Source organism: Chlorobium sp. (assembly GCF_021740465.1).
GTDB lineage: Bacteria > Bacteroidota > Chlorobiia > Chlorobiales > Chlorobiaceae > Chlorobium.
Window position 1 is genome coordinate 103,293 of the sequence record NZ_JAIOZR010000001.1, and the last position, 21,406, is coordinate 124,698.

At 50.7% G+C, this 21,406-nt stretch carries 20 protein-coding genes and 1 tRNA gene; 3 read left to right on the top strand and 18 right to left on the bottom strand.

What is annotated here, in order from left to right; genetic code table 11:
- Positions 1–60: 60 nt before the first annotated feature.
- From phoU to K9G39_RS00545, 10 genes are all read right to left on the bottom strand, one after another.
- Positions 61–750 carry a phosphate signaling complex protein PhoU gene (gene phoU / locus K9G39_RS00500; RefSeq protein ID WP_292002961.1) on the bottom strand — a complete coding sequence of 230 codons (690 nt, stop codon included), beginning with the start codon at positions 748–750 and terminating at the stop codon, positions 61–63.
- An 18-nt stretch (positions 751–768) separates the two neighbouring features.
- Positions 769–1,629, bottom strand: a complete 861-nt coding sequence (gene pstB, locus K9G39_RS00505; RefSeq protein WP_292002962.1) for a phosphate ABC transporter ATP-binding protein PstB — start codon at positions 1,627–1,629, stop codon at positions 769–771.
- 6 nt (positions 1,630–1,635) lie between these two features.
- Positions 1,636–2,982 carry a phosphate ABC transporter permease PstA gene (gene pstA / locus K9G39_RS00510; protein WP_292002963.1) on the bottom strand — a complete coding sequence of 449 codons (1,347 nt, stop codon included), beginning with the start codon at positions 2,980–2,982 and terminating at the stop codon, positions 1,636–1,638.
- A 49-nt stretch (positions 2,983–3,031) separates the two neighbouring features.
- Entirely contained in the window at positions 3,032–4,195 is a 1,164-nt protein-coding gene (locus K9G39_RS00515) for a PstC family ABC transporter permease (RefSeq protein WP_292003064.1), read from the bottom strand.
- 209 nt (positions 4,196–4,404) lie between these two features.
- The gene (locus K9G39_RS00520; RefSeq protein ID WP_292003065.1) at positions 4,405–5,214 is read right to left on the bottom strand and encodes a phosphate ABC transporter substrate-binding protein; all 810 of its coding nucleotides are present in this window, start codon (positions 5,212–5,214) and stop codon (positions 4,405–4,407) included.
- A 167-nt stretch (positions 5,215–5,381) separates the two neighbouring features.
- On the bottom strand, positions 5,382–6,197 hold the full coding sequence (locus K9G39_RS00525) for a PstS family phosphate ABC transporter substrate-binding protein (RefSeq protein WP_292002964.1): 816 nt from the start codon (positions 6,195–6,197) through the stop codon (positions 5,382–5,384).
- Positions 6,198–6,372: 175 nt separating this feature from the next.
- Complete coding sequence (locus K9G39_RS00530; RefSeq protein WP_292002965.1) at positions 6,373–7,494, bottom strand: putative porin; 1,122 nt, start codon at positions 7,492–7,494, stop codon at positions 6,373–6,375.
- A gap of 183 nt (positions 7,495–7,677) precedes the next feature.
- Complete coding sequence (locus K9G39_RS00535) at positions 7,678–7,938, bottom strand: hypothetical protein (RefSeq protein WP_292002966.1); 261 nt, start codon at positions 7,936–7,938, stop codon at positions 7,678–7,680.
- Between the two features lie 38 nt (positions 7,939–7,976).
- Positions 7,977–8,645, bottom strand: a complete 669-nt coding sequence (locus K9G39_RS00540) for a GNAT family N-acetyltransferase (RefSeq protein WP_292002967.1) — start codon at positions 8,643–8,645, stop codon at positions 7,977–7,979.
- Positions 8,633–9,451, bottom strand: a complete 819-nt coding sequence (locus tag K9G39_RS00545) for a lysophospholipid acyltransferase family protein (protein WP_292002968.1) — start codon at positions 9,449–9,451, stop codon at positions 8,633–8,635. Before K9G39_RS00545 ends, K9G39_RS00540 begins: the two co-directional genes overlap by 13 nt.
- 212 nt (positions 9,452–9,663) lie before the next feature.
- Here K9G39_RS00545 and K9G39_RS00550 point away from each other — a divergent pair, with 212 nt between their 5' ends.
- Complete coding sequence (locus K9G39_RS00550; RefSeq protein WP_292002969.1) at positions 9,664–11,121, top strand: SLC13 family permease; 1,458 nt, start codon at positions 9,664–9,666, stop codon at positions 11,119–11,121.
- A 17-nt stretch (positions 11,122–11,138) separates the two neighbouring features.
- Here the strand turns inward: K9G39_RS00550 and K9G39_RS00555 are convergent, their stop codons facing one another.
- The 6 genes from K9G39_RS00555 to secG form a co-directional block, all read right to left on the bottom strand.
- The gene (locus tag K9G39_RS00555; protein WP_292002970.1) at positions 11,139–12,341 is read right to left on the bottom strand and encodes an LptF/LptG family permease; all 1,203 of its coding nucleotides are present in this window, start codon (positions 12,339–12,341) and stop codon (positions 11,139–11,141) included.
- A gap of 449 nt (positions 12,342–12,790) precedes the next feature.
- The gene (locus tag K9G39_RS00560; RefSeq protein ID WP_292002971.1) at positions 12,791–13,093 is read right to left on the bottom strand and encodes an H-NS histone family protein; all 303 of its coding nucleotides are present in this window, start codon (positions 13,091–13,093) and stop codon (positions 12,791–12,793) included.
- Positions 13,094–14,602: 1,509 nt separating this feature from the next.
- A complete protein-coding gene (locus K9G39_RS00565) occupies positions 14,603–15,361 on the bottom strand; it encodes an FkbM family methyltransferase (RefSeq protein ID WP_292002972.1) in 759 nt (252 codons plus the stop codon).
- Between the two features lie 23 nt (positions 15,362–15,384).
- Positions 15,385–15,699 (bottom strand): transposase, encoded by a 315-nt coding sequence (locus K9G39_RS11140; RefSeq protein WP_363319347.1) that lies wholly within the window; start codon positions 15,697–15,699, stop codon positions 15,385–15,387.
- A 560-nt stretch (positions 15,700–16,259) separates the two neighbouring features.
- Positions 16,260–16,335: transfer RNA gene (locus tag K9G39_RS00570), tRNA-Lys, on the bottom strand.
- Between the two features lie 16 nt (positions 16,336–16,351).
- Positions 16,352–16,720: a preprotein translocase subunit SecG gene (gene secG, locus K9G39_RS00575; RefSeq protein ID WP_292002973.1), complete on the bottom strand. Its 369-nt coding sequence runs from the start codon at positions 16,718–16,720 to the stop codon at positions 16,352–16,354.
- Positions 16,721–16,808: 88 nt separating this feature from the next.
- On the opposite strand from secG, the gene K9G39_RS00580 reads away from it, so the two are divergent.
- Positions 16,809–17,051 (top strand): DUF2905 domain-containing protein, encoded by a 243-nt coding sequence (locus K9G39_RS00580; RefSeq protein WP_292002974.1) that lies wholly within the window; start codon positions 16,809–16,811, stop codon positions 17,049–17,051.
- Positions 17,052–17,057: 6 nt separating this feature from the next.
- Positions 17,058–17,660: an imidazoleglycerol-phosphate dehydratase HisB gene (gene hisB / locus K9G39_RS00585; RefSeq protein WP_292002975.1), complete on the top strand. Its 603-nt coding sequence runs from the start codon at positions 17,058–17,060 to the stop codon at positions 17,658–17,660.
- Between the two features lie 276 nt (positions 17,661–17,936).
- On the opposite strand, the gene K9G39_RS00590 is transcribed toward hisB, so the two are convergent.
- A complete protein-coding gene (locus tag K9G39_RS00590; RefSeq protein WP_292002976.1) occupies positions 17,937–19,487 on the bottom strand; it encodes a sodium ion-translocating decarboxylase subunit beta in 1,551 nt (516 codons plus the stop codon).
- 48 nt (positions 19,488–19,535) lie between these two features.
- Complete coding sequence (locus K9G39_RS00595; protein WP_292002977.1) at positions 19,536–21,365, bottom strand: biotin/lipoyl-containing protein; 1,830 nt, start codon at positions 21,363–21,365, stop codon at positions 19,536–19,538.
- Between the last annotated feature and the right edge of the window lie 41 nt (positions 21,366–21,406).

A 21,406-nucleotide genomic window follows, 5' to 3' on the forward strand; every position in this document is an offset into this window, starting at 1 on the left:
AGGGTTAATTCAAGGAAAAAAAACAAATCGCACCTTTCGGAGATCTCCGTATCCTCCGGTTCAATCCTTGAGCGACTGAATAAGCTTCTCATACGTACCGCTTTCCGTATGCCTGGCAATTTCACCTGTAACCAGATAGATAACCTCACCGGCTATTCTCGTGGCATGGTCGGCCATTCGTTCGATATAACGGGAAATGCTGAGCGCCGCGATAAGCTGGTCGATATCGGCATCACTGTCTTTCATCTGCCGGGCGACCTTCTTGAACACCGCACTATGCATGGCGTCGATCTCTTCATCCATGGCCTCAACCCGGTCGGCAAGAATTCGATCCTTGTTGACGAATGCCTCGATTGCTTTTGCGGTCATCTCTCCGGCATGATGGCCCATCGTCTCGAAATCGAATTTGTCGAGCATCTCCGAGTTGATTTCCGGCATACGTTCGATGATATGAACCGCCAGATCACCGATACGTTCAAGATCGTCATTGATTTTCATGATGGTCACAATGGTACGCAGATCCCGAGCTACAGGCTGCTGGAGGGCGAGAAAGGCAAGACAGCGCTCTTCAAGACGAACTTCGTTCAGATCGATCTCGTCGTCAATAAGCCGGATCTCCCTTGCCTGCTGCTCATCCTGATTCTTTACTGCGGTAAGGGCGTTGTAGAAATTCTGCAGCACCTTGTTTGAAAGCTGAACAAGCGACTCGGAGAGCTCTTTGATAAGTTCATGAACCGGTCTGTCTGACATGACGGTAAAGTGGTTTCGTTAGCTGAATCTTCCGGTTATATAATCTTCGGTCATCCTGTCTTTCGGATTGGTGAACAGCTGGGCCGTAGGAGCATATTCAACCAGAACCCCTTCATAAAAAAACATGGTGTAATCCGATACCCTCGATGCCTGCTGCATATTGTGGGTGACGATCATGATGGTGTAACTGCCCCGCAGCTCCTGGATGAGATCCTCGATCTTTGCTGTCGCCTTTGGATCGAGCGCGGAGGTCGGTTCATCGAGCAGGAGTATTTCCGGTTCAACCGCGAGCGTTCTTGCAACACACAACCGCTGCTGCTGTCCGCCGCTGAGACCGAGAGCGTTCTTGTCGAGCCTGTCACTCACCTCATCCCACAAGGCGGCTTTTCTCAGGCTCCTCTCGACGATTTCAGCAAGCTGTTTGCGGTCGTTGATGCCATGCAGTCGCGGCCCGTAGGCAATATTGTCGAAAATGGATTTCGGGAACGGATTCGGTTTCTGAAACACCATCCCGATCTTTTTACGAAGCAGCACCTCGTCGGTAAATTTACCATAAATGTCCTCCCCGTCAAAAAGAAGGGCCCCGGTTGTATGGCAGCTCGGAATCAGATCGTTCATCCGGTTTATCGCACGAAGATAGGTGCTTTTTCCACAGCCGCTCGGTCCAATTATCGCCGTTACGTATTTCGAAAGGATATCGGCATTGACCTTTTTGACCGCCTCGAATTCGCCGTAATAAATAGAGAAATCCTTTGCTACAACGTGAGGAGTTCCGCCTCCTGATATTTTCTTTCTTTCAGAAGGCAGGTAAATATCACGCGTTGCTGCCGCTCCAGACGCGGTCTGCGATACCTCACGTGCATCTGCTGTCATGTGCATTGTTCCTCAGCCTTTTAATTTTTTGGAAATACGTGCTCTCAGAAGAATTGCCGACAGGTTCAGCATGAGTACGATACTGACCAATGCAAGCACCATACCGTACTGGACATGCCGGATTTCAGCGGCAGCCTCATGTTCGCTGGCAAGATTGTAGATATTCCAGGAGAGAGCCGGAGTCGGTGATGAAAACACATCGGCAAGACCGATCGCCGAACCGACACTGACCGCTGCCGTAAAAATAATAGGGGCAGTCTCGCCTGCCGCCCTGCCAAGACTGATAACACCGCCGGTAATGATGCCCGGCAGCGCCGCAGGCAAAATCACGGTCATGATGGTATTCCACTTTGTCGAACCAAGGCTCAGAGAGGCCTCCTTGTATGTTTTCGGAACGGAAAGAATGGCCTCTTCAGCTGCACGGATAATGGTCGGAAGAATCATGATGGCAAGCGTCAGTGAACCGGCCAAAACACTTTTCGATTCAGAAACCTTCAGGGTATTGATAAAAAAAGCCAGACCGAACAGACCGAAGACGATGCTCGGAACTCCCGCAAGCGTGCTGTTGGCACTACGCAATATACTGTTGAAAAAACCCTCTCTTGCATATTCGGTAAAGTAGATGGCCGCAATAACTCCAAGAGGAAAAGCAAAAAGCATGGCGCCGACAGCGAGAAAAAACGTTCCCTGAATTTCCGGCCAGATACCTCCGAAAATATGGGAATCGACCGAGCTGTCCGTCAGAAATCCCCAGTAAACCGTAAATCTTGGACGAAGCACATCTTCAAGATGCTCCTCGACAAAAGGAAAGAGTTTTACGAGTGAGGTACCTTCAAACTCCGTTGCCTGGCTGACAAAGTACTCCTTCGCCATGGCATCAGGGTTGGAGTTGTCCCACCTGGTCTCATAAAGAAACTCATGCAGCTTTTCCTCCGCCTTGCCCCAGCGGGTCTGTCCGTACTTATAGCGGGTAAGAATCGCTTCAGCCTCACCGGGCAAAGGCCCTATCAAGGTCTGAAGAGCTGTTTTTACCGGGCCATATTTCGAAAGATAATCCTGCTTTTTTTCGGAATCCATGGTTTCGAGTTCAGCCTCGAATGCAGAAAGCATGCCGTAGATCTGCTTGCGATATACCTCCGATGCTGCATTTTCCTTTGCAAGCTCCTCCCTGTTTCCACGCCCGAACTCATTGAAAAGCATGTTCCGATGCTCGATGGTTCCGGTAAAGAATACCGACCCGATGCCGTTGGTTATTATCGGCACCAGAACGATGAGAAGCGCGATACCCATAACCGCAATCGAGCCGAAACCGACAGCGGTAAATGAACGGTCAAGTATTTTTCTTGTTCCGAGATTCATGACTGCAGATTCTGATTACAAAAAACGACACACGCATATATCACGATCATCACTGCCCCGACAAAATCTTTCTCTGACGCACAACGATCCGCTCGCTTACCAGATTGCAGATAAAACTGATGACGAGAAGAAGAAGGCCCATAGCAAAAAGCACATGATAACGGGCCGAACCGGTAACCTGGTCGGCTTCGCCCATATCGCCTGCGATGGTTGCCGTAAGCGTCCTGACCGCTTCGAGGTAGTTGAACCAGGGCTCGGGAATATGCGAAGAGTTTCCGGAAGCCATCCAGACCACCATGGTTTCGCCGAGAGCCCGCATGACTCCAAGAATGACCGCCGCAAGAATGCCGCTGCTGGCTGCCGGAAGTACGGTTTTAACGATGGTTTCGGCACGTGTCGCGCCAAGCGCATAGCTCCCCTCCCGCAGGTCCCGTCCCACCGCCTGCAGCGCGTCTTCCGAAACGCTCACGATGGTGGGAAGGGCCATGAAGCTCAGAATGATCGAAACATTGAGGGCATTGGTGCCGGTGATTATTTCCATTCCCTGCAATACCGACCCCACCCAGTAAAGAAAAGCAAGCGCTCCGACTCCGAAAACGGCAAGAAGCACAAGGGATATCTGTTGACGACGGTTCTGGTTTTCGATTTTTGCGGTAAGGAGATCCGACAGGATTATGACGGCAAGCAAAAGAAACGGAGCGGCAAGTATCCACCATGCCCACATGAGAATGGGCCCTCCATGAGTCTGGAGCAGTGGAGCAAAAATCACAAGCGCAAAAAAACCGAATGCCACCGAAGGAATGGCGGCAAGCATCTCGATAACCGGTTTGGCGTACTGCCTGACTGAAAATGGAAGAATATCGCTGAGGCATATGGCCGCCGCAATACCCATTGGCACCGAAAGCAGCGTTGAACCGAGCGTGACCATGCCGCTGCCGTAGATTATGGCCAGGGCGCCGAACTCGCCCGGCTCATCGGCAGGATACCAGTTACTGCTGGTAAAAAACTCCCTGAATCCCCGAAGCTGAAAATAGGGCACTGCGTCAACAGCAACGAAATAGAAAATAAAGAGCACAACAATTGCTACAAAGGAAGCTATCAGGAGAAGAATCGACTCGCCTCCCGTTTTGGCAAGCTTCTGCATCTTCCTTTTTTGAGCGCTGACTATGAAGGCTCCCGAACGCCCGCTCTCTTTTAAATTATCTTCACTCATCATGGTGGCAATTTATTACCGGATTTACCCTGAGCATCATTGCTCCTGCCCATCGTTATGACCGCCCTAATCTATACCCTTTCAATGAAGAAAAAAACCGGATTATGTTACAACTGTGCAACAAATCATCCAGGGTACACCATAAAAAAAGCCGGAACCATAACTATGGACCGGCTTAACCAACATACAATAAAATCGACAGTCGACTTTTACTTGACAACAAAGCCAAGCTCACCGATCATCCGCTTTCCATCGGGTGTTTTCGGCAAATCGATGAACTTTTTCAGCGAACCTGCAGGCTGGCCGTTCGTGTACATATAGAGCGGACGGGAAACCGGATAGGTACTGTTCCTGACCGTGAGCGGAGAAGGAAGCACGCCGTTGACCGCAACCGGCTTGACCGAGCGGTCAACAAAACCGAGACCCACAAAACCGATGGCCGAGCGGGTCGAAGACACCCTGTTCTTGATTGCTCCGTTGCTCGACTGCGTCTCTGCGGTTTTGGAAATCTGCGCGGTCTTGCCCATTACCAGCTCCTTGAACGCCTCCTGGGTGCCGCTGTTCGATTCCCGCTGGATCACTACGATGCGGGCGTTCGGACCGCCGACCTGGTTCCAGTTGGTAATACGCCCCTTGTAGATATCCGCGATCTGCGCTTTCGTCAGGTTCCTGACCGGATTGCCGGGATGAACGACCATGGCGATGCCGTCGAGCGCCACCGTGTGTCCAAGAGGATTGACGCCTTTTTTCCTTGCCGCAGCAAGCTCCTGGGCTTTCATCGCCCTCGACATAGTGGCGATATCGCAGCTCTTGTTGATGAGGCTTTTCGCGCCGTTGCCGCTCCCCGATTCGCTTACGGTAACCCTGACGCCGTACTTCTTCGTAAAGTATGCGGCAAAGGATTTCGCAAGAGGACCGACCGTCGTGGAACCGTCCAAAACGATACTCTTGCCCGCCGCAGACAGCGGAGAGGAGAGCACCACGGCGAAAAAGGCCACCAGCAGCAGAACATGCTTCATCGTTTTCATCTTGATATCCGTTGATTATGTTGTTGATCGTCCTGTCGATAAAGGTATGAAAAGCCGGAGGAATTACGAAAAGGAACACAAACAAAAAAGCCGCCTGGAAAAGGCGGCTTTTTCAAAGAACAGGAAAGGAGAACAACATAAAGAAAAACAGATTGTCCTCAGCGGTTCACATAACCAAGTTCACTGATCATGCGCTTTCCTTCAGGCGTATTTTTCAGATCGATGAACTGCTTGACAACACCGGTCGCCTGGCCGTTTGTGTACATGAAAAGTGGACGGGTAATCGGGTATGTACCATTCTTTACGGTTCTTTCGTCAGGCTCGACACCATCAACCATCACTGCCTTCACGGCATTATCCACAAACCCGAGACCAATAAAACCGATAGCGGCAGGGGTCGAAGCGACACGGTTCTTCACGGCTCCATTGCTGGCCTGGGTTTCAGCCTTTTTTGAAATCGGGTTATCCTTGCCCATAACCAGTTCCTTGAAAGAATCCTGCGTACCGCTGTTCGATTCGCGCTGTATCTTCACGATAGCGGCATTCGGACCGCCGACCTGGCTCCAGTTGGTATACTTGCCGTTATAGATGCCGCGAATCTGGGCTTTGGATAGCGCATTGACCCGGTTGCTCGGATGAACTACAATAGCAAGACCATCCATTGCAACGATATGCTCGACCGGCTTTACCCCTTTGCTCTTTGCGGCGGCAACTTCCTTGTCCTTCATTTCGCGCGACATATTGGCAATATCGCAGGTTCCGTTGATAAGGCTTTTCGCGCCATTGCCCGAGCCGGACTCGCTGACCGTTACCTGAACACCTGTGGTTTTGGTGAAATATGCCGCGAACGATTTTGCAATCGGGCCGACCGTAGTGGAACCGTCCATCACGATCTTGTTTGCAGCCTCAGCAGTTCCTCCGGCCATGAAACCGAGAACCGCGGCACCTAATACTATTTTCCTGAAAAGATTCATTGTTTGTCTATTTGATTTTATTGATGTTGGATAAATACTGGAATCCAGAAAAAGACATTTCGAAAAATCTCCGGGCATACAGCACCGCTGCCCATCGCCTCATGGGCAGCATTGCTGCGTAAAAGAACAGACACACACAACCCGAACGGAGAAAAAGAACAACCACACAAAACACTTAGAACTTCACCACTACATCAGCCTGGAAGAGGTGATTGGTAGGATCGTCAACATCGATTTTGTTGAAATTGTAGTAGGTCGCTCCGAGCGTCATATTCTGGACAAGATGGTACATCGCGCCGATCTTGAAACCTTCAAGATCGGTGAAGCTGCCTCCATTGCGATCAGAATCGGTGATATCGGCAACCGCATCCTCCTCAATCGAGACATACTCACCGCTCAGAGCCCACTGACCGGGATTCTTGGCATTACCGATCTGCAGGCCGATCAGATACGAGTCTCTCTTGTCATCGTCAATGGCGCTGAAATCCTCATTCTTTGCCGTGTTGAAGGCATACTGGCCGTAAACCTTCCAGGGAAGCGTTTCGGTGATGTTGCCGCCTACACTTGCAAAAAACTCAACGATGTTGAAATCAAGCGGTGTAAATGCAGCTGAAAGAGGCTTCGATACTACGGCAGCATCAACAGAGTAACCGTCAAGGTGTACGAAATCGTAGTAGCCGGCACCGATCTTGAAACCGAAATCGCTCACTTCACCGGTGTACGCAATCTGACCGGCAAAGATATAGGCATCCTGCTCTTTTGTAGTCAAGCTCTTGTTTTCATCGATCAGATAGTAACCGGCAACAGCGCTGATACCATCTTTCTCCTTGCCGTCGGCATCCTTGCCATACTGCAGGGTAGCGCCTTCAAAAGTGAGATCTCCATCCCAGACAAGGTCCTTCATCACTATGAGAGTTTTGGCCACATCCCTTTTACCGAGAATGACATTGACCTCTCCGTTCAGAAACATCGGATGATAATCGATATAGGCCTCGTTCAGATAGATGCCGTCAGAAGCAAAAAGGTCATCAAAGGTCTCGTTACGCGATGTCGGCTCGGTACCTCCTGTAGAAAGCTGCACACCGGCGGAAAGCTCCTCGTTTATCCACGGGTAAACGCCTACACGCACACGCATGCGGTGACGATCGCGGCTATGATCGTTATCATTGCTTTCATTATCTGTAAATGTCGATTCGTAACGGTAACGAATATCCCCTTTCCAGTTCCAGTCTACAGCTTCAGCGTTGTTGAAGCCGAGAGCAGCTGCCAGACCGACCAGTAAAGCGACTTTTTTCATAATAAGAGTAGGATTGGTTAGTGTGATGCGTTCATGAATACTTCCATGCTGTTTCGTGCATGTTCCGATTCGTGGGCTAATCTACCACTCCTTCTGTTGAGGAATCGTTAAGGGAGTGCTACAAGATTGCAAACTCGACAAGCGCCGTATAAAAAGCGAATCGGCCAACTGAAAAAGGCACACCTACAGTTTGATATCCGTCACAATAACCGCTCCCCGAAACCGTTCGTCGGGAAACACCACCCTACCCTTCGAGTTGATGACGATATGGGGATAACCGTTTTTTTCAAGCCGGAAGAGCAGCTTCTGCAGGTCCTTGCGACCTGAAGGCTTGATGATGATATCAGCACGTGCGTTGACCTTGTGGACGTCATGCTGCTTCAGCTCTTCGTGCACATAAAACTCGGCCTTTATATTCTCTCTCAGTTCATCGAGCTGCAGCATGGGTCTCCTCCCGGTAATATGTGTTAGCGGAAAATGTGCTACGATTTCGAAATGTCCGCCTGCAGCTTTCGCTTCTTGTACTCGAGAAGGGAGTGCAGGCCTGCGGTCAACTCACTGTATATTCTGCTTCTGCTGTCTTTGACCCGGCTGTAGAGTTTCAGGATATCGAGCGTGAGAATGATCCTTGTGCTGCTGCAGTTCAGATCACCGAACAGATGCCGGCCGATCACTTCGAATCCGAGTACCCTCGTATGGAAGTTCAGGGGTGAGTGCTGTTCGTTTTCAAAAACATCGGTAATGAAATGGGTGTAATCGCGCCCGACAACCTCTTCGGTTGCAGCCCTCATGAGACGAAGCGCGATCCGGTGGTTTCGCCGGTATTCACCGGGAATCATGAAGCGACCTATCTCCACATACCTGCCCTGATTTTTCAGGTATTCGGCATCGATACCCGGCATGAAGCTCACCTGGTACTCCTCGGGGAGGTTGAGCGATGGGTCATAAAGCAGCCTGAGCACACCTGCGGGACGTCCGTTCACCCTGGCAAGAAACCAGGAAAAATGCTGCTCGGCTGCAAGCTCCTCCGGGATCTGGGTGTGCGCGCTGCTGATCCAGTTTTTCTCCCTCAGGAAAACCTGCTCGATAATGTCGATAACCCCCTGGCGGTCCTCAGGACCCAATACCCGCTGAACAGTTATACCGGACATGGCAGCTCCTTTTTACTGGTTGTATGGTTGTAAGCGAACGAGCCTGAAAGAGGAGACTGGGGATCTCCGAAGGTTTTCCCGCATAACGTCGAAAGCTTCTGCATAAGCGCGCTGGTCACCGCTTCCGCCAGAGCATGCATCTGCCTGCGACTCTCGGCATCTTTGCCGCCTCCTGTCTTAAGGGCCAAATACCGCTCCGACCATTCGGGGAAGTAGAGTGGAACACCGACTGTAAGAACCATTCTGCCGAAAACCGGTATTCGGCCTTTTTGCCTGCGCAAGGGAAAATCTATGCCCACCGGTATTACCGGTTTTCCGGTCTGGAGAGCTATATGGCCGACACCAGGCTTTGCCCTGGCAAGCCGTTCGGGATGAGGGTTTCTTTTGCCTTCGGGAAAAATGCCGATGCAGCCCCCCTCTTCAAGCCTCGCGCAGCAGCGTTCGACAACTCCTGAAGATGGTGATGCAGGCCGTCTTCTCTCAATCAGCGAAACAGTTGAGCGTTTATGATAGACATACAAAGGATCGGTCAATCGCATCAGCCAGCCGAGCACGGGAATTTTCCCGTACATCCAGTCGATGACAAAACTGACCGTTCTGCCCCCGAGATGAAACATGAGAAAAACCGGAACCAGCAACGATTCAAGAGCATTGTTATGGTTGAAAACATAGATTGCCGAAGTGGACTGCATAAGGTTTTCCACCCCCGTCGCACGGTTCAGAAACAGGTTGGGAACCATAAGCAGCCTGAGCAGCAAAGCTTTTGGGAAGGTCAGGTAAGGAAGGGGCCTGAAAAGGGTTTGCATGATTTTTTCATTACCTTTTTCTCTGTCGAAAAAACCGGAGGAATGCAGTTTCCAACCATTTCAGGCAATTAAGAAAATCAGTGTTGGGTAACGGTTACGGTTGTGTAACGATTCTGAAAATTGTAGACCTCCCTGCTTATTATGTGTGCAACAATGAAAAGAAGCTCTGTGGAAAAAATCGATCGCTTTTCTAAAGCATAGATTATCAACCAATGAACCTGCTTCAGAATGTCATCATCCTGACAACAGGCTTTCTGCTCTCGCAGGTGCTCATTGCAACGAACACCCATTACAGGCTCATCGCATTTCTGCTCCGGCACGGTGGATCAGGATTCCGCTCGCTCCTGACATCGGTTCTCCTGATCTCCTACGGCCTCTCGATATTTCTCTCCAATACCGTCGTTGTGCTTGCCCTGCTTCCGGTCATCAACCGGCTTATGGGCTTTCTCAAGGATCGTGCGTCAAAAAAAGAGATTGCAACGATGTTCTATCTTGCCCTGACCTTCGGTGCGACCACCGGAGGACTTGCATCCCTCAGTGGCAATCCGCTCAACGCTTTCGCCGTAGGCCTGCTGGAATTCTACCATATCGAAAACCGGGAACAGGTCAACTTCTTTTCCTGGCTGATGGTCGGCCTGCCGGTTTCGATGCTGATCGTAACTGCCGGACGCATGATACTTCTCCATGCGGCCCGAAACTGCAGCGAAACAGCACTTGTCTACTCCACAAACTCCGAAACAGCCCTCTTCCCCCATCGTCCATTGCTGTTTTTCGCCATCAACATGCTCTTCATCACCACCATGACCGGAATACAGTTTTTCCGGCAACCGGCTCCGCTGTTATCCGGCTTGTCATGGATAGATATTTCCTTTCTCTGCTACGGAGTATTCATCACCCTGTTTTCCTTTCTCTATCCCGAAAAAAAAAATTCACCCCGCAGCATCCGCAAAAACGCGGTCTTTCTCATCTTCTTCGTGGCCGTATCCCCGGTACTCCTCTTCAGTCGTATGTCGATAGAGATAGAACGGCATCTGCGAATTCCGCTCTCCGAATTCCATTTCTTTGCGGAAAGAATGCTGCAGAAACTTTTCGATACCGTCTGGGGTCGCTTGTTTCGAGAGCAACCCGGAAGCCTTGAAACGCCTAACGGCAATGCCGTACTCTCCATCAACAGAATCATCCTCGACATCCCCTATTTCGGGCTGCTGCTCATCATAATTTTCGGTTCGATCCTCTATCTTGCCGTAAACGTCGGCGACAATCCCGCAACGCCTGAAAGCGACGGCTACCTCATAACCGCTCTCGGTGAGCTTGTCCTCGGTTTTCTTGAGCCACTGAAAACCCCGATGCTGTTTCTTCCCGCCATGAACATCGCTGCGGTCTTTTCATCCGAACTGCTCAGCAATACCGCTATCGTGGCCATCTTCGCCCCACTGATAATAACTCTGGCTCCGCACACCTCGCTCAGCGCGCTCCTGCTTCTGCTCTCGCTGACCGTCGGAGCCAGCGCTGCATACATGACGCCCCTGGCCTCTCCTGCAAACACGCTGGCCTTCGGCGGACTAAGCCATGTATCACTGAAAACCGTCATAAAAGCCGGCATGATCATGAACATCACATCGGCAGCACTGATTTCACTGACATTTCTGGGAATTTCTTTTTTTCTGTAGCGGCTGAAAGAGGGATATTACCGGGAACCGGCCGCCACCGAACCGTTCAAACGCAGGATCATAAAAAAAGCCGCCAGTGCGAGAATCGCATCGGCTGACCAGATCGCGAGTGCGGGATCAAGAAGACCTCTTTCGGCAAGCTTTTCGCCTGAAATGATCATGTACCAGTAGAGCACGAAAAACAGGAGGGAGAGCCCCGCACCCGCACCGAACCCACCTCGTCTTGCAAGAACCCCGAGCGGCACACCGGCAAAGGCGAAAACCAGACAGGCAACCGGAAGAGCATATTTTTTATGGAATTCCGCCATGTACCCATTGTATTTCTCCTGCAGCAATACAAGGCGCCGCCGAACTTCCTGCCTCGTATCGGCAGAGGCTGAACTCCGTTCCACAGCGGCAATTTCACGCTTCAGGACTTTTCCTGCAGCAAGCAGCTCACCAGCGGAAAGCTCCCGTGCATCACCCCTCATCCGGTCTTCTGAAGTCCGGCTGAAACCGAATCCTGAAGACTCGAAAACAATACGGTGGCGTGCAAAACTCATCGTCCGGTATTGTATCAGCTCAGGATACCCGATTTCATGCAGCTCCCCGTTAAAAAGCGTCATCACGAGATAACGGTCATCAGGTGAAAACCCGATAATGCCCTTTTCGGCGCTTACCATCGTTCGGTGTCCAGGCCTCGTCAGGTCGTAAAGCCGTACCCCCCTCATCTCCCCTGAAGCCTCATCGGTTTGCCTGACAAAAATGGAATAACCGTCGATAAAGCTCGAAAAGGCGTTTTCCGTGAGACCGAAGGAGGGTTTAGCTCTCAGGATATCGGCCATGAGAGCTTTTGAGCGGTAATTGGCATCAGGAATCACAACATTATTGAAGCGCTCGACAAGCAACGAGAGCCCAAAAGCAACAAGCATTACTGGAGCCGCGAGACGAAAAAGGGAGAGCCCCGAAGACCTTAGCACCGTCATTTCCGATGCGTTCGTCATGGCACCGTAAACCATGATCACGGAAATCAGCACCGCCATGGGCACGGCAAATACAATCATCCAGGCCGACTGCAGCATTACCAGCTCAGCGATATCGGCCAGGCCGATGCCCTTGCCCAGAAAACGGTCCGAGAACCCTCCGAGAAACTGCAGGACGAGAACAAATATTATTGTGAAAAAAGAAAGAAAGAATGGTCCGACATGGGACTTGAGGATATAGCGGTCAATAATGTTCATAGACGGATGGTCGTCCTCGGTGTCATCAGGTTTTCTAACGTTGAGGCAATATAATGCCGAAAACCCATAAGAAAGGCATATCGAAGCAAAAAAACCGCCACACGTTTCACCGATCAGATACTTGACAAACCGTACAGAGGTCGAGTACCGCTGCAACCCTGATAAACACAAAATTCACAAAAAAACAGATCGACTTGCGAAGGAGTATAAACAGGCAGGAAAATACCATCTTATGCGTCCAATAGCACAGGATATCGCTTATGTGGCTAATGAGGTAAAATTTCGATAAAATCAATACCAAGGACTCTCTCAATCAAAACCGCAAAATTATGCGAACATATCGCAATAGCCTTTTCGGTATAGTAATCGTACAGGAATGAGAAAGGCATATTCCGGCAATCTCAAGCAATTTTACTCGCGGAGATTGCCGGAATTGCAATTAAGAGTCCCTACTGAACGAGATAATCGGAGATTTTTCCGCCGGCAGCTTCGACATCCTTAACCCAAGCCGGCTTGGGGCCTCTGCCTACCCATGTTTCACTATCGCTTTTGCGATATTTGATCACAGATGGTTTTTTTTCTTTAAAACCTCTTGAAAAACCTCTCGACTGAAGGTCTTCCACCGTAATGTCGAACTCAGCCATTTTCGCTTTTATCGCGCTGATAGCCTCCCTCTTACCTGCCGCTCTCTGCTCTTCGATCTGTTTCTGGATTGCAGCCATTTGGGCCTGTAATTCTGCAATGGTTTGCATAATAATTCGTGATTATAATATTTCAAGAGATACCGAGAACAATACAATATAAAAATTTTTTCCAATAAAAAATTCCGGAATACAACCATCAATTTATTATAGGAGCTGTCTCATTCAGGGAAATAAAACCACCCGACAATGTTTTCATGCCCATAAATGGTCTCAAGAAAAAATATTTACTCTCATATCACACAAGCATCTTATTTGCAGGAAGAGAGAACGGCCAAAGGGACTGAGATGGGTTGTGATCGACTTAAAGCAATTGCGCTTCAGGAGAAGGCGCAGGAAGTATTCTTTTCAGACCAGTGAAAAGGACAACAAGTTCAGGTTCAGCTTCCTGACGAAAGTGGGCAGCCGAACATAATCAATGACCTGATTTACTGTAGTATTTTTTTCGTCATTTCTAAAAATCACACTTTTTACAGAGTATTTTCGCTATCATCTTATGATGCTGCCTTATAGAAAAAAAGAAGAGAATTGCAAGTCCTTGCCGGAGCTTCTCATCAAACAAACACGCTATGAGATAAAAAGTATAGACCCATAATATTTTTCTTGCATTCAGGATCATTAATAAAAGCAGCCCTTTATGGAAACCGGAATCATGGGGTAACCAAATGCAATGGATGCTTCGTATCGATAGAAGCAATGACGAACTGTATGATTATTTTCATCCTGCCAGGGAGATTGTTGCCCTCAACAGGAGTCAATTCCTGCCCATCAGTAAAGCAGCGAAGAATAGCTGTTGTTCGCTCTTTATACAACCTTTGAAGGCCAGTGTTACGAGCTGGCGTAATAACTGACATTAACAGAATAACTTGTAATGTCTGTTCGGGATCCGGGGAGACACGCTGTGCTGTTTCAATTGCGGATAGTTCAAAAGACCCGGTGGCAAACTGAAATGGCACCCTGTTTTTAGACGGTAATATAAGTTGGTAACCTGCCAAAAAGCAAGGAACCGGTATGAGCTAAAAGAAACGGAAAAGCTTCAGTTATGACTTCAAGGCCAAGAATCCCCCGAATGGCGCGTAGCAATAATGGGGTTAAAAAGAAGGCGCTTTCAGGAACGCTTTTCGGTACAAAAAACTGTTTATCATTGTAAAAGAAGAGGATAAAACAGAGTTTAAGTATTCTGCCGCTCTAAAAACCGAACAATCAGTCATACAGGTTTGCTGGCTGAAAAGCAAAACCAGTAACGCACCCTTACGGGTACTGCAACAGGAAATACCGAAATTCTTTATCGAGCGCAACAACCGGCCCTGGAATCGGGAAGTGTTCATCCAGGGTGTCGGTGATCGTATATAAATGGTTGCCGGCACTCCATCGGAAAAATTCCACAAACTGAGCTTTTCCGCCGGCGAACCCGGTAATATGCCCAAAACATTCCACGTGAGGGCCATTGCTTTTTGTGCGACATGAGTTCCAACCCTGAATGCAGAATCCGGGCATCCTCCTGCATCAAAGAAATTCTTGTGGCGATTGTTCTTGCCGGAATCTCTGTAAATATCTCGCTTATGCTTGAACTATGTTACTCCCGGTTGCAAGATATTGCTTCAAGGTCGATTCGTGTATAAACGAATACTCCTTGCATTTTTCGGATATGTGGAAGATACGAAATCCAGCTGCATGCAGCTTCTGCAGTATCGATATCGTCATATCCACAGAAAGAGTCCTGAAGCGATGATGAAACTCTACCACAAGTTGGTAAACAGTAATTCCTGAATCAAGGATATCCTGTATTACATCATATTCGGCACCCTCGATATCCATTTTCAAAATATCTATTCCATCAAAACCAAGCTCACGGAGAATGGTCGTCATGCGCTTAACTCCCACCTCGATACCCGTGGACTCACCAGAACCTTCATTAACCATGGTCATCATGGTTTCAGACCGTTTCCCCTTGATTATCCTGTGGTAAAACATCATGACAGAATCCCTGTTTCCGATTGCAAACGGATGAAACTTAAACTCCGGCGGAAACTCTTGGGTTCTGATCCAGTCCAACGTTAATGGTGTTGGATCAAATGCATGGATCTTGCATGCATATTTCTCAATCAACTCCCTGTCAAAACCCGTATCTTTTCCGACGCCAAGGGAAAGTATCCTGCTTGAAGATGAAATCCCGATCGGACAGATAACCCAGTTGCCGATGCGCTCCTTGCTGCAATGAACCTCCACCGAATTTCGTGGTTCCTGCCCTATCATTTGCCGGATAAATGTTACCACCCGACCCTCAACCTGCCTGTAAAATGACTTGAATGATTTCATAGATTCTTCTGAGTTGAGCGATTTCAAATAAGAAAAGGTTCTTCGCAAAATTTAACGGGAAAGCTGATCGCTAAATACAGCAACACTTGATTGCCACTCTCAAAGCTGTGAACCCCTCGCGCAGAGGCCTTGATAAGCCGGATCTTGCAGCTCAACCCTTCAGATACCGCACTTGAATCCTGGTGTTTGAAATAGTTGAAGCGGTTATCCTTAGGGCGGGCCAGCATCTCATTAAGCGCAATTAAGGGCTTCAGCTCCAAACATCCAACGACGCCACCCGACAGCTGAAAAGTTAGTCTGCACCGTCTCGGCTGGTAAACAGTAAAAATGCTCTGAATATGTTTTTTTTAATGTCCTGGCCGTCCATGGTTTCAATTCGCAGACCATGAGCTGATAGAAGCTTGCCCGTCGTTTATCGGTCATGTTTAAGGGTTCCGCAGCCACTCATATTTGATGCCGCACAGGATATTGTCACCTGACTCATTGCTGTCGATACACCTGTCACAGAACACAAACAGGCACCCCTATAAAACATGATGAAGCGATCAAAGTACAAGGAAGGACAGAACGCAGAAACCAAAGTGTACCCACAAGTACATGATTTCAAACACCGACCAACGCAGCAATTTGAACACGCAATAGCTGTAATGGCTTTATAGAGATATCCGAAGTGGCGTCATAAACACTGCCTTCGGCCGCCTTATAACTGACAAGCCGCTCGTATCCGCCATGGAACAACAGAATGCCTCCGAAGTCGCCAATAGCGCAAAACTGATATAATTCAACTTCCAGCGAACATGTCTGACATGTCCGACAAAATTTGCTTTCCGGTAATATTACAACGCATCCCTAAAAACAGATAAACCGCAACTCCTTGCGGAACTGCGGTTTATATTGCTGGTGCACCCGGGAGGACTCGAACCTCCAACCCACTGATTAAGAGTCAGTTGCTCTACCGATTGAGCCACGGGTGCATTACCGTAAAGTATGTTATTTCGCCGGAGCAGCAGGAAGTAGCGGAGAAACCGGCGCTTTCGGAAGTGAGGGAACGCTCTTGAGCGGTACAACCGGGGAGACCGGCGCGCTCTCCTGGAGAATGCTTTTCGACCCTTTCAGTTTTGCCTCTCTTGCCGGAAGGGTGAACTGGGCTATGAAAGCAGCAATCATGACGACGGCAGCCAGGGCAGCCGTAACCTTGCTGAGGAAGTCACCTGTTCTTCTGACTCCGAGAGTCTGAACCGTACCCAAACTGGCAATACCGCCGGTAAGACCGCTTCCGCTTTTCGGGCTTTGCAGTAAAACCGACCCTACAAGCAGAATCGAAGCAAGCAAACCGACAATTACAAGAAAGACATGCATTTCCAGCCGCTGTATTAATGTTCCAAATATCGTATCTTATCACTGACAAAGGCCTTAATTTAGCAACTTTTGAAATATTTCCAAGCTGGTGTTTACTGACGCGGGGAAATTCCTTGTTCTGACCGGGCTTTGTGCCGTTATTTTCGGCTTGCTGCTTATGGCTGCAGAAAAAGCGGGAACACCGGGATGGCTGAACTGGTTCGGCAACCTTCCTCTCGATATCCGTATCAGAAAGGAAAACTTCCAGCTCTTCTTCCCTGTCGGATCATCGATACTCCTGTCCGTACTCCTGAGCCTCGTGCTGTTCATCATCAACAAATTTATCCGCTGACCGCTCATGCTGCAAACCTTGAACACCGCTGACCGAAAGGCAACCGTAACAAGAACGACAAAGGAAACCGATATTACGGCCACCATCGACCTCGATGGCACCGGCACCGCCAGCATACGTTCGGGAGTGGTCTTTTTCGACCATATGCTCGCCAATTTCAGCAAACACTCGGGCATCGACATCACCCTCGACTGCAAAGGGGATACGGAGGTGGACGACCACCACTCGGTAGAGGATATCGCGCTGGTGCTCGGAACCGCCCTCAATCAGGCGCTTGGCAGCAAAACGGGAATCCAGCGCTATGGCTGGGCCATGATCCCCATGGACGAAACGCTTGCCCGTTGCGCCCTGGATCTCGGCGGCCGGAGCTACTGCGCCTTCTCGGCGGATTTCAAACGTTCGGTTATCCGTGGATTTTCAACCGAAATGGTCGAGCATTTCTTTCTGTCCCTGTCGAGAACCATGCATGCCAACATCCATCTGGCGATTCTTGAAGGAAAAAACACCCACCACATGATCGAGGCCATGTTCAAGGCGTTTGCCTATGCCATGAAAATGGCCGTGGCCATAACCGGCCAGGATCTGCCCTCGACAAAGGGAACGCTGTAGAAACAGCTCCGCTCTAAAAAAGCCATGAAAAGAAAAGAGGCTGTCCCAAAACGATAGCCGACAACGCAAAAGGGCTACCTGAAAAGGTGGCCTTTTTGCGTTGTTATTGGCATCTTAAATCTATGGGAAAAAATCGCATAGCCGGGTGGTCTTCAAGAGCTGGTCTTACCGGGATCCCCTTCCCTTCAGGTTTGCCTGGGGCAGAACAGAAAAGGCTGTCTCGGTCTTGCTTTCGAAACAGCCTCTTCTGTTTGTATGCCCCTTGACAACCCCGGTTTACATGAACACCGCAAGGAGTACGCCGGCTGCAACGGCTGAACCGATAACTCCCGAAACGTTCGGACCCATGGCGTGCATGAGCAGGAAGTTGTGCGGATCGGCATCGAGACCGACCTTGTTCGATACGCGTGCGGCCATCGGCACCGCCGACACGCCAGCCGAACCGATCAGCGGATTGATTTTCTGCTTCAGGAAGAGGTTCATGAACTTCGCCATCAGAACGCCACCGGCAGTACCGAGCGAGAAGGCGATAAGGCCGAGCACGATGATGCCGAGCGTCTCGATGTTGAGGAACTTCTCGGCGGAAAGCTTGCTGCCGACGCCGAGACCGAGAAAGATGGTGACGATGTTGATGAGCGAGTTCTGAGCCGTATCGCTGAGCCTCTCGACAACACCGCACTCCCGCATGAGATTGCCGAACATGAGAAAGCCGATCAGGGGAGCGGCCGAAGGCAGCAGCAGGGCGCAGAGCACGATGACGATGATCGGAAAGAGGATCTTCTCACGTTTTGAAACGTAACGGAGCTGGCTCATCTTGATTTTGCGCTCCTCCTCGGTGGTGAGCCACTTCATGATGGGCGGCTGGATGATCGGTACGAGCGCCATGTAGGAGTATGCCGCAACTGCGATACTGCCGAGCAGGGCCGGGCTGAGGCGTGAGGCAACGAAAATGGAGGTCGGGCCGTCGGCGCCGCCGATAATGCCGATCGAAGCGGCATCCTTCATGGAAAAGTTGATGCCCGGAACATACTGGGAAAGCACAAGGGCTCCGATCAGTGAGCCGAAAATACCGAGCTGTGCGGCGCCGCCAAGCAGACTGGTTTTCGGGTTGGCGATCATGGGTCCGAAATCGGTCATGGCGCCGACACCCATGAAGATGAGCAGGGGAAAGACGCCGCTCTGGATGCCTACGTTGAAGACATAGTAGAGAATGCCGCCCTCGTCGTTGATGTAGGCAAGAGGAATGTTGGAAAACACGGCACCCATGCCGATGGGAATCAGAAGCAGCGGCTCGAAGCCTTTGGCGATGGCCAGGTATATCAGCAGAGCGCCGACGCTCATCATGAGTATGCGGCCAAGCCCCTCGGTCCAGGTCAGCCTGCTGTCGACGATCAGGGCGTAGACGCCGGTACTTTCGATAAGATTGCCGAACACCGTTTTGAGTGAAAGGCGTTCCGTCGAGGCGCTCGATCCCTGCACACTGGTCAGCAGATCCTGCTTCTCGATCTTCAGCAGCACCGCACCGGCAGGAACCCTGGTGTACTTGTTGTAGAGGCTTTCGTTGATGTAGGTAACATGACCCGACACGCCCGCGCTCACCGTGATCTTGTTGTGGTGCTGGTCGGCGAACAGCCCGAGAAAATCGCCCTGGCGAACATCGTCGCCGACTTTCAGCATCCGGCTGTCGCGCACCGGAACTTTCACCAGCTCGAGATCTTCAGGCACCGCAAGGGTTACAATGCCCTCTTCGGTCCGAAAAAAACCTTGCGCATGCCCCGCCGTGGTGAAGCACAGCAGGGAGAGCATCAGAAAAAGAATTTTACGCATGAATATGTTATGCTTAACCATTAAAAATTAAGAGTTTACTGGCCAGGGTCATGCGATATAAAGCAACACGTCGCCGGTGGCCACGGTATCGCCGACGGCGACATCGATCGAAACCACCCTGCCGCTTTTTGTAGCCTTCACCGGCGATTCCATCTTCATGGCCTCGATGATCACCACATCATCACCCTCCCTGACCGTGTCTCCGACTTCCACCTCGATGGCCATAACGGTACCCGGCAGCGAGGTTTCTACCGGAGTCCCCTCTCCTGCGGCCTGGGGAGCCGCTGCGGCAGGAACCGCCGGAGCGGCTGATTTTACTGCGCCGGTACCGTCGGCAACCGAAACATTGTAGGACTTGCCGTCCACGGTGATGATATAGTATGACATGCCTGTTTTTACTGGTTTAGCGGTTGATACGGTTGGTGAAGAAGCGTTTTTCGGAGCGGCCTTTGCTGCGGCTTCAGCCTCGACGTCGGCCTTGAAGCGGATGCCGAGCGGCTTGTCGCCCTTGAGAAAGGAGATGCCTTTGGCACCGCAGGTCGCTGAAATGAAGATGTTCTCCTCGGTTACCGGAAGACCGGCTTTTTCGAGCAGCTGGCGGTTATAGGCGATGCCGAGTTCGGGATTGCGGTCGTTGATGTCGTGCACGTCTTCGGTGGTGGGCTGCAGTCCGAGCTGCTCGGAGGCGAGGCGAACCACTTCCGGATCAGGTTCAGCCGGCGTACGTCCGAAGTAACCGAGCACCATCTTGCCGTAGCTGTCGGTGATCTTTTTCCACTCTCCCTGAACCGTGTTGGCGAACGCCTGCTGGAAGTAGAACTGCGAAACCGGCGTAACCGAAGAACCGAATCCGCCTTTTGCCACCACTTCGCGCATGTTGCGGATCACTTCGGGGAAAAGGTGCAGCGAATTGGTATCGCGCATCATCTGGGTATTGGCCGTCAGCGCGCCTCCGGGCATCGGGGAGAACGGTATGAGCGGGTTCACCTCCTTGGCTTCGGGAGGCATGTAGTACTTGTCCATCTGGTTCATGAAAAGAGCCTCGACCTCGATGTACTTCTCGTGATCGATGTCGAGCGTGTAGTCGGTGCCCCTGAGACGGTGCCACATGGTGAGAATATCGACCTCTGCCGTACCGCCGCTGACCGGGGCCATGGCAAGGTCGATGATGTCCGCTCCGCCCTCGATGGCCGCGTAGTTGCAGGCGACACCCATCCCGGCGGTATCGTGTGTGTGGAACTCGATGACTGTGCCTTCGGGCAGCATTTTACGTGCGCCCTTGATCGACTCGTAAACCACAACCGGAGTTGTGGCGCCCGAAGCGTCCTTGAAGGCTACGCTGTCGAAGGGAATGCCGGCATCGAGAATCTCGCGGAGTTTGTCGAGATAGAACTGCGGGGTGTGGCAGTAGGTTTCCTTCAGTCCCGGAGGAAGGCCCATCAGGGCGATCACGACCTGATGCTTCAGTCCGGCGTTGTGGATGCACTGGCCGGAGTAGGCGATGTTGCGCACATCCATGAGGGCGTCGAAATTACGGATGGTGGTGATGCCGTGCTTCCTGAACATGCGGGCGTGCAGGTCGATGATGTCGCGCGACTGCGATACCAGTCCGACCACGTTGGCGCCCCTCGAAAGGGTCTGCAGGTTGATGTGCGGGCCGACGATCCGTCTGGCCGTATCCATCATGTCGAATGCATCCTCCTGGCAGTAGAAGTACAGGCTCTGAAAACGCGCGCCGCCGCCGATTTCAAAGTTATCGGTACCCGCCTGCACCGCCGCTTCGAGCGCGGGAATGAAATCCGCAGTTTTCACCCTTGCACCGTAACAGGACTGGAAGCCGTCACGGAAGGATACATCCATAAACCGAATTTTTTTCATAAACCTCGTCTGGTTTTTATACGCTTGGTAAAATTAAAACT

Coding starts and splice junctions, on each gene's coding strand:
- phoU (WP_292002961.1), bottom strand. CDS start 750: ATGTCAGACAGACCGGTTCATGAACTTATCAAAGAGCTCTCCGAGTCG.
- K9G39_RS00530 (WP_292002965.1), bottom strand. CDS start 7,494: ATGAAAAAAGTCGCTTTACTGGTCGGTCTGGCAGCTGCTCTCGGCTTC.
- K9G39_RS00590 (WP_292002976.1), bottom strand. CDS start 19,487: ATGCGTAAAATTCTTTTTCTGATGCTCTCCCTGCTGTGCTTCACCACG.
- K9G39_RS00520 (WP_292003065.1), bottom strand. CDS start 5,214: ATGAAGCATGTTCTGCTGCTGGTGGCCTTTTTCGCCGTGGTGCTCTCC.
- K9G39_RS00535 (WP_292002966.1), bottom strand. CDS start 7,938: ATGCTGCAGCTCGATGAACTGAGAGAGAATATAAAGGCCGAGTTTTAT.
- K9G39_RS00595 (WP_292002977.1), bottom strand. CDS start 21,365: ATGAAAAAAATTCGGTTTATGGATGTATCCTTCCGTGACGGCTTCCAG.
- pstA (WP_292002963.1), bottom strand. CDS start 2,982: ATGAATCTCGGAACAAGAAAAATACTTGACCGTTCATTTACCGCTGTC.
- K9G39_RS00540 (WP_292002967.1), bottom strand. CDS start 8,645: ATGTCCGGTATAACTGTTCAGCGGGTATTGGGTCCTGAGGACCGCCAG.
- K9G39_RS00545 (WP_292002968.1), bottom strand. CDS start 9,451: ATGCAAACCCTTTTCAGGCCCCTTCCTTACCTGACCTTCCCAAAAGCT.
- secG (WP_292002973.1), bottom strand. CDS start 16,720: ATGCATGTCTTTCTTGTAATTGTCGGTTTGCTTGCTTCGATTCTGCTT.
- K9G39_RS00515 (WP_292003064.1), bottom strand. CDS start 4,195: ATGAGTGAAGATAATTTAAAAGAGAGCGGGCGTTCGGGAGCCTTCATA.
- K9G39_RS00560 (WP_292002971.1), bottom strand. CDS start 13,093: ATGCAAACCATTGCAGAATTACAGGCCCAAATGGCTGCAATCCAGAAA.
- K9G39_RS00555 (WP_292002970.1), bottom strand. CDS start 12,341: ATGAACATTATTGACCGCTATATCCTCAAGTCCCATGTCGGACCATTC.
- hisB (WP_292002975.1), top strand. CDS start 17,058: ATGCTGCAAACCTTGAACACCGCTGACCGAAAGGCAACCGTAACAAGA.
- K9G39_RS00565 (WP_292002972.1), bottom strand. CDS start 15,361: ATGAAATCATTCAAGTCATTTTACAGGCAGGTTGAGGGTCGGGTGGTA.
- pstB (WP_292002962.1), bottom strand. CDS start 1,629: ATGCACATGACAGCAGATGCACGTGAGGTATCGCAGACCGCGTCTGGA.
- K9G39_RS00525 (WP_292002964.1), bottom strand. CDS start 6,197: ATGAATCTTTTCAGGAAAATAGTATTAGGTGCCGCGGTTCTCGGTTTC.
- K9G39_RS00550 (WP_292002969.1), top strand. CDS start 9,664: ATGAACCTGCTTCAGAATGTCATCATCCTGACAACAGGCTTTCTGCTC.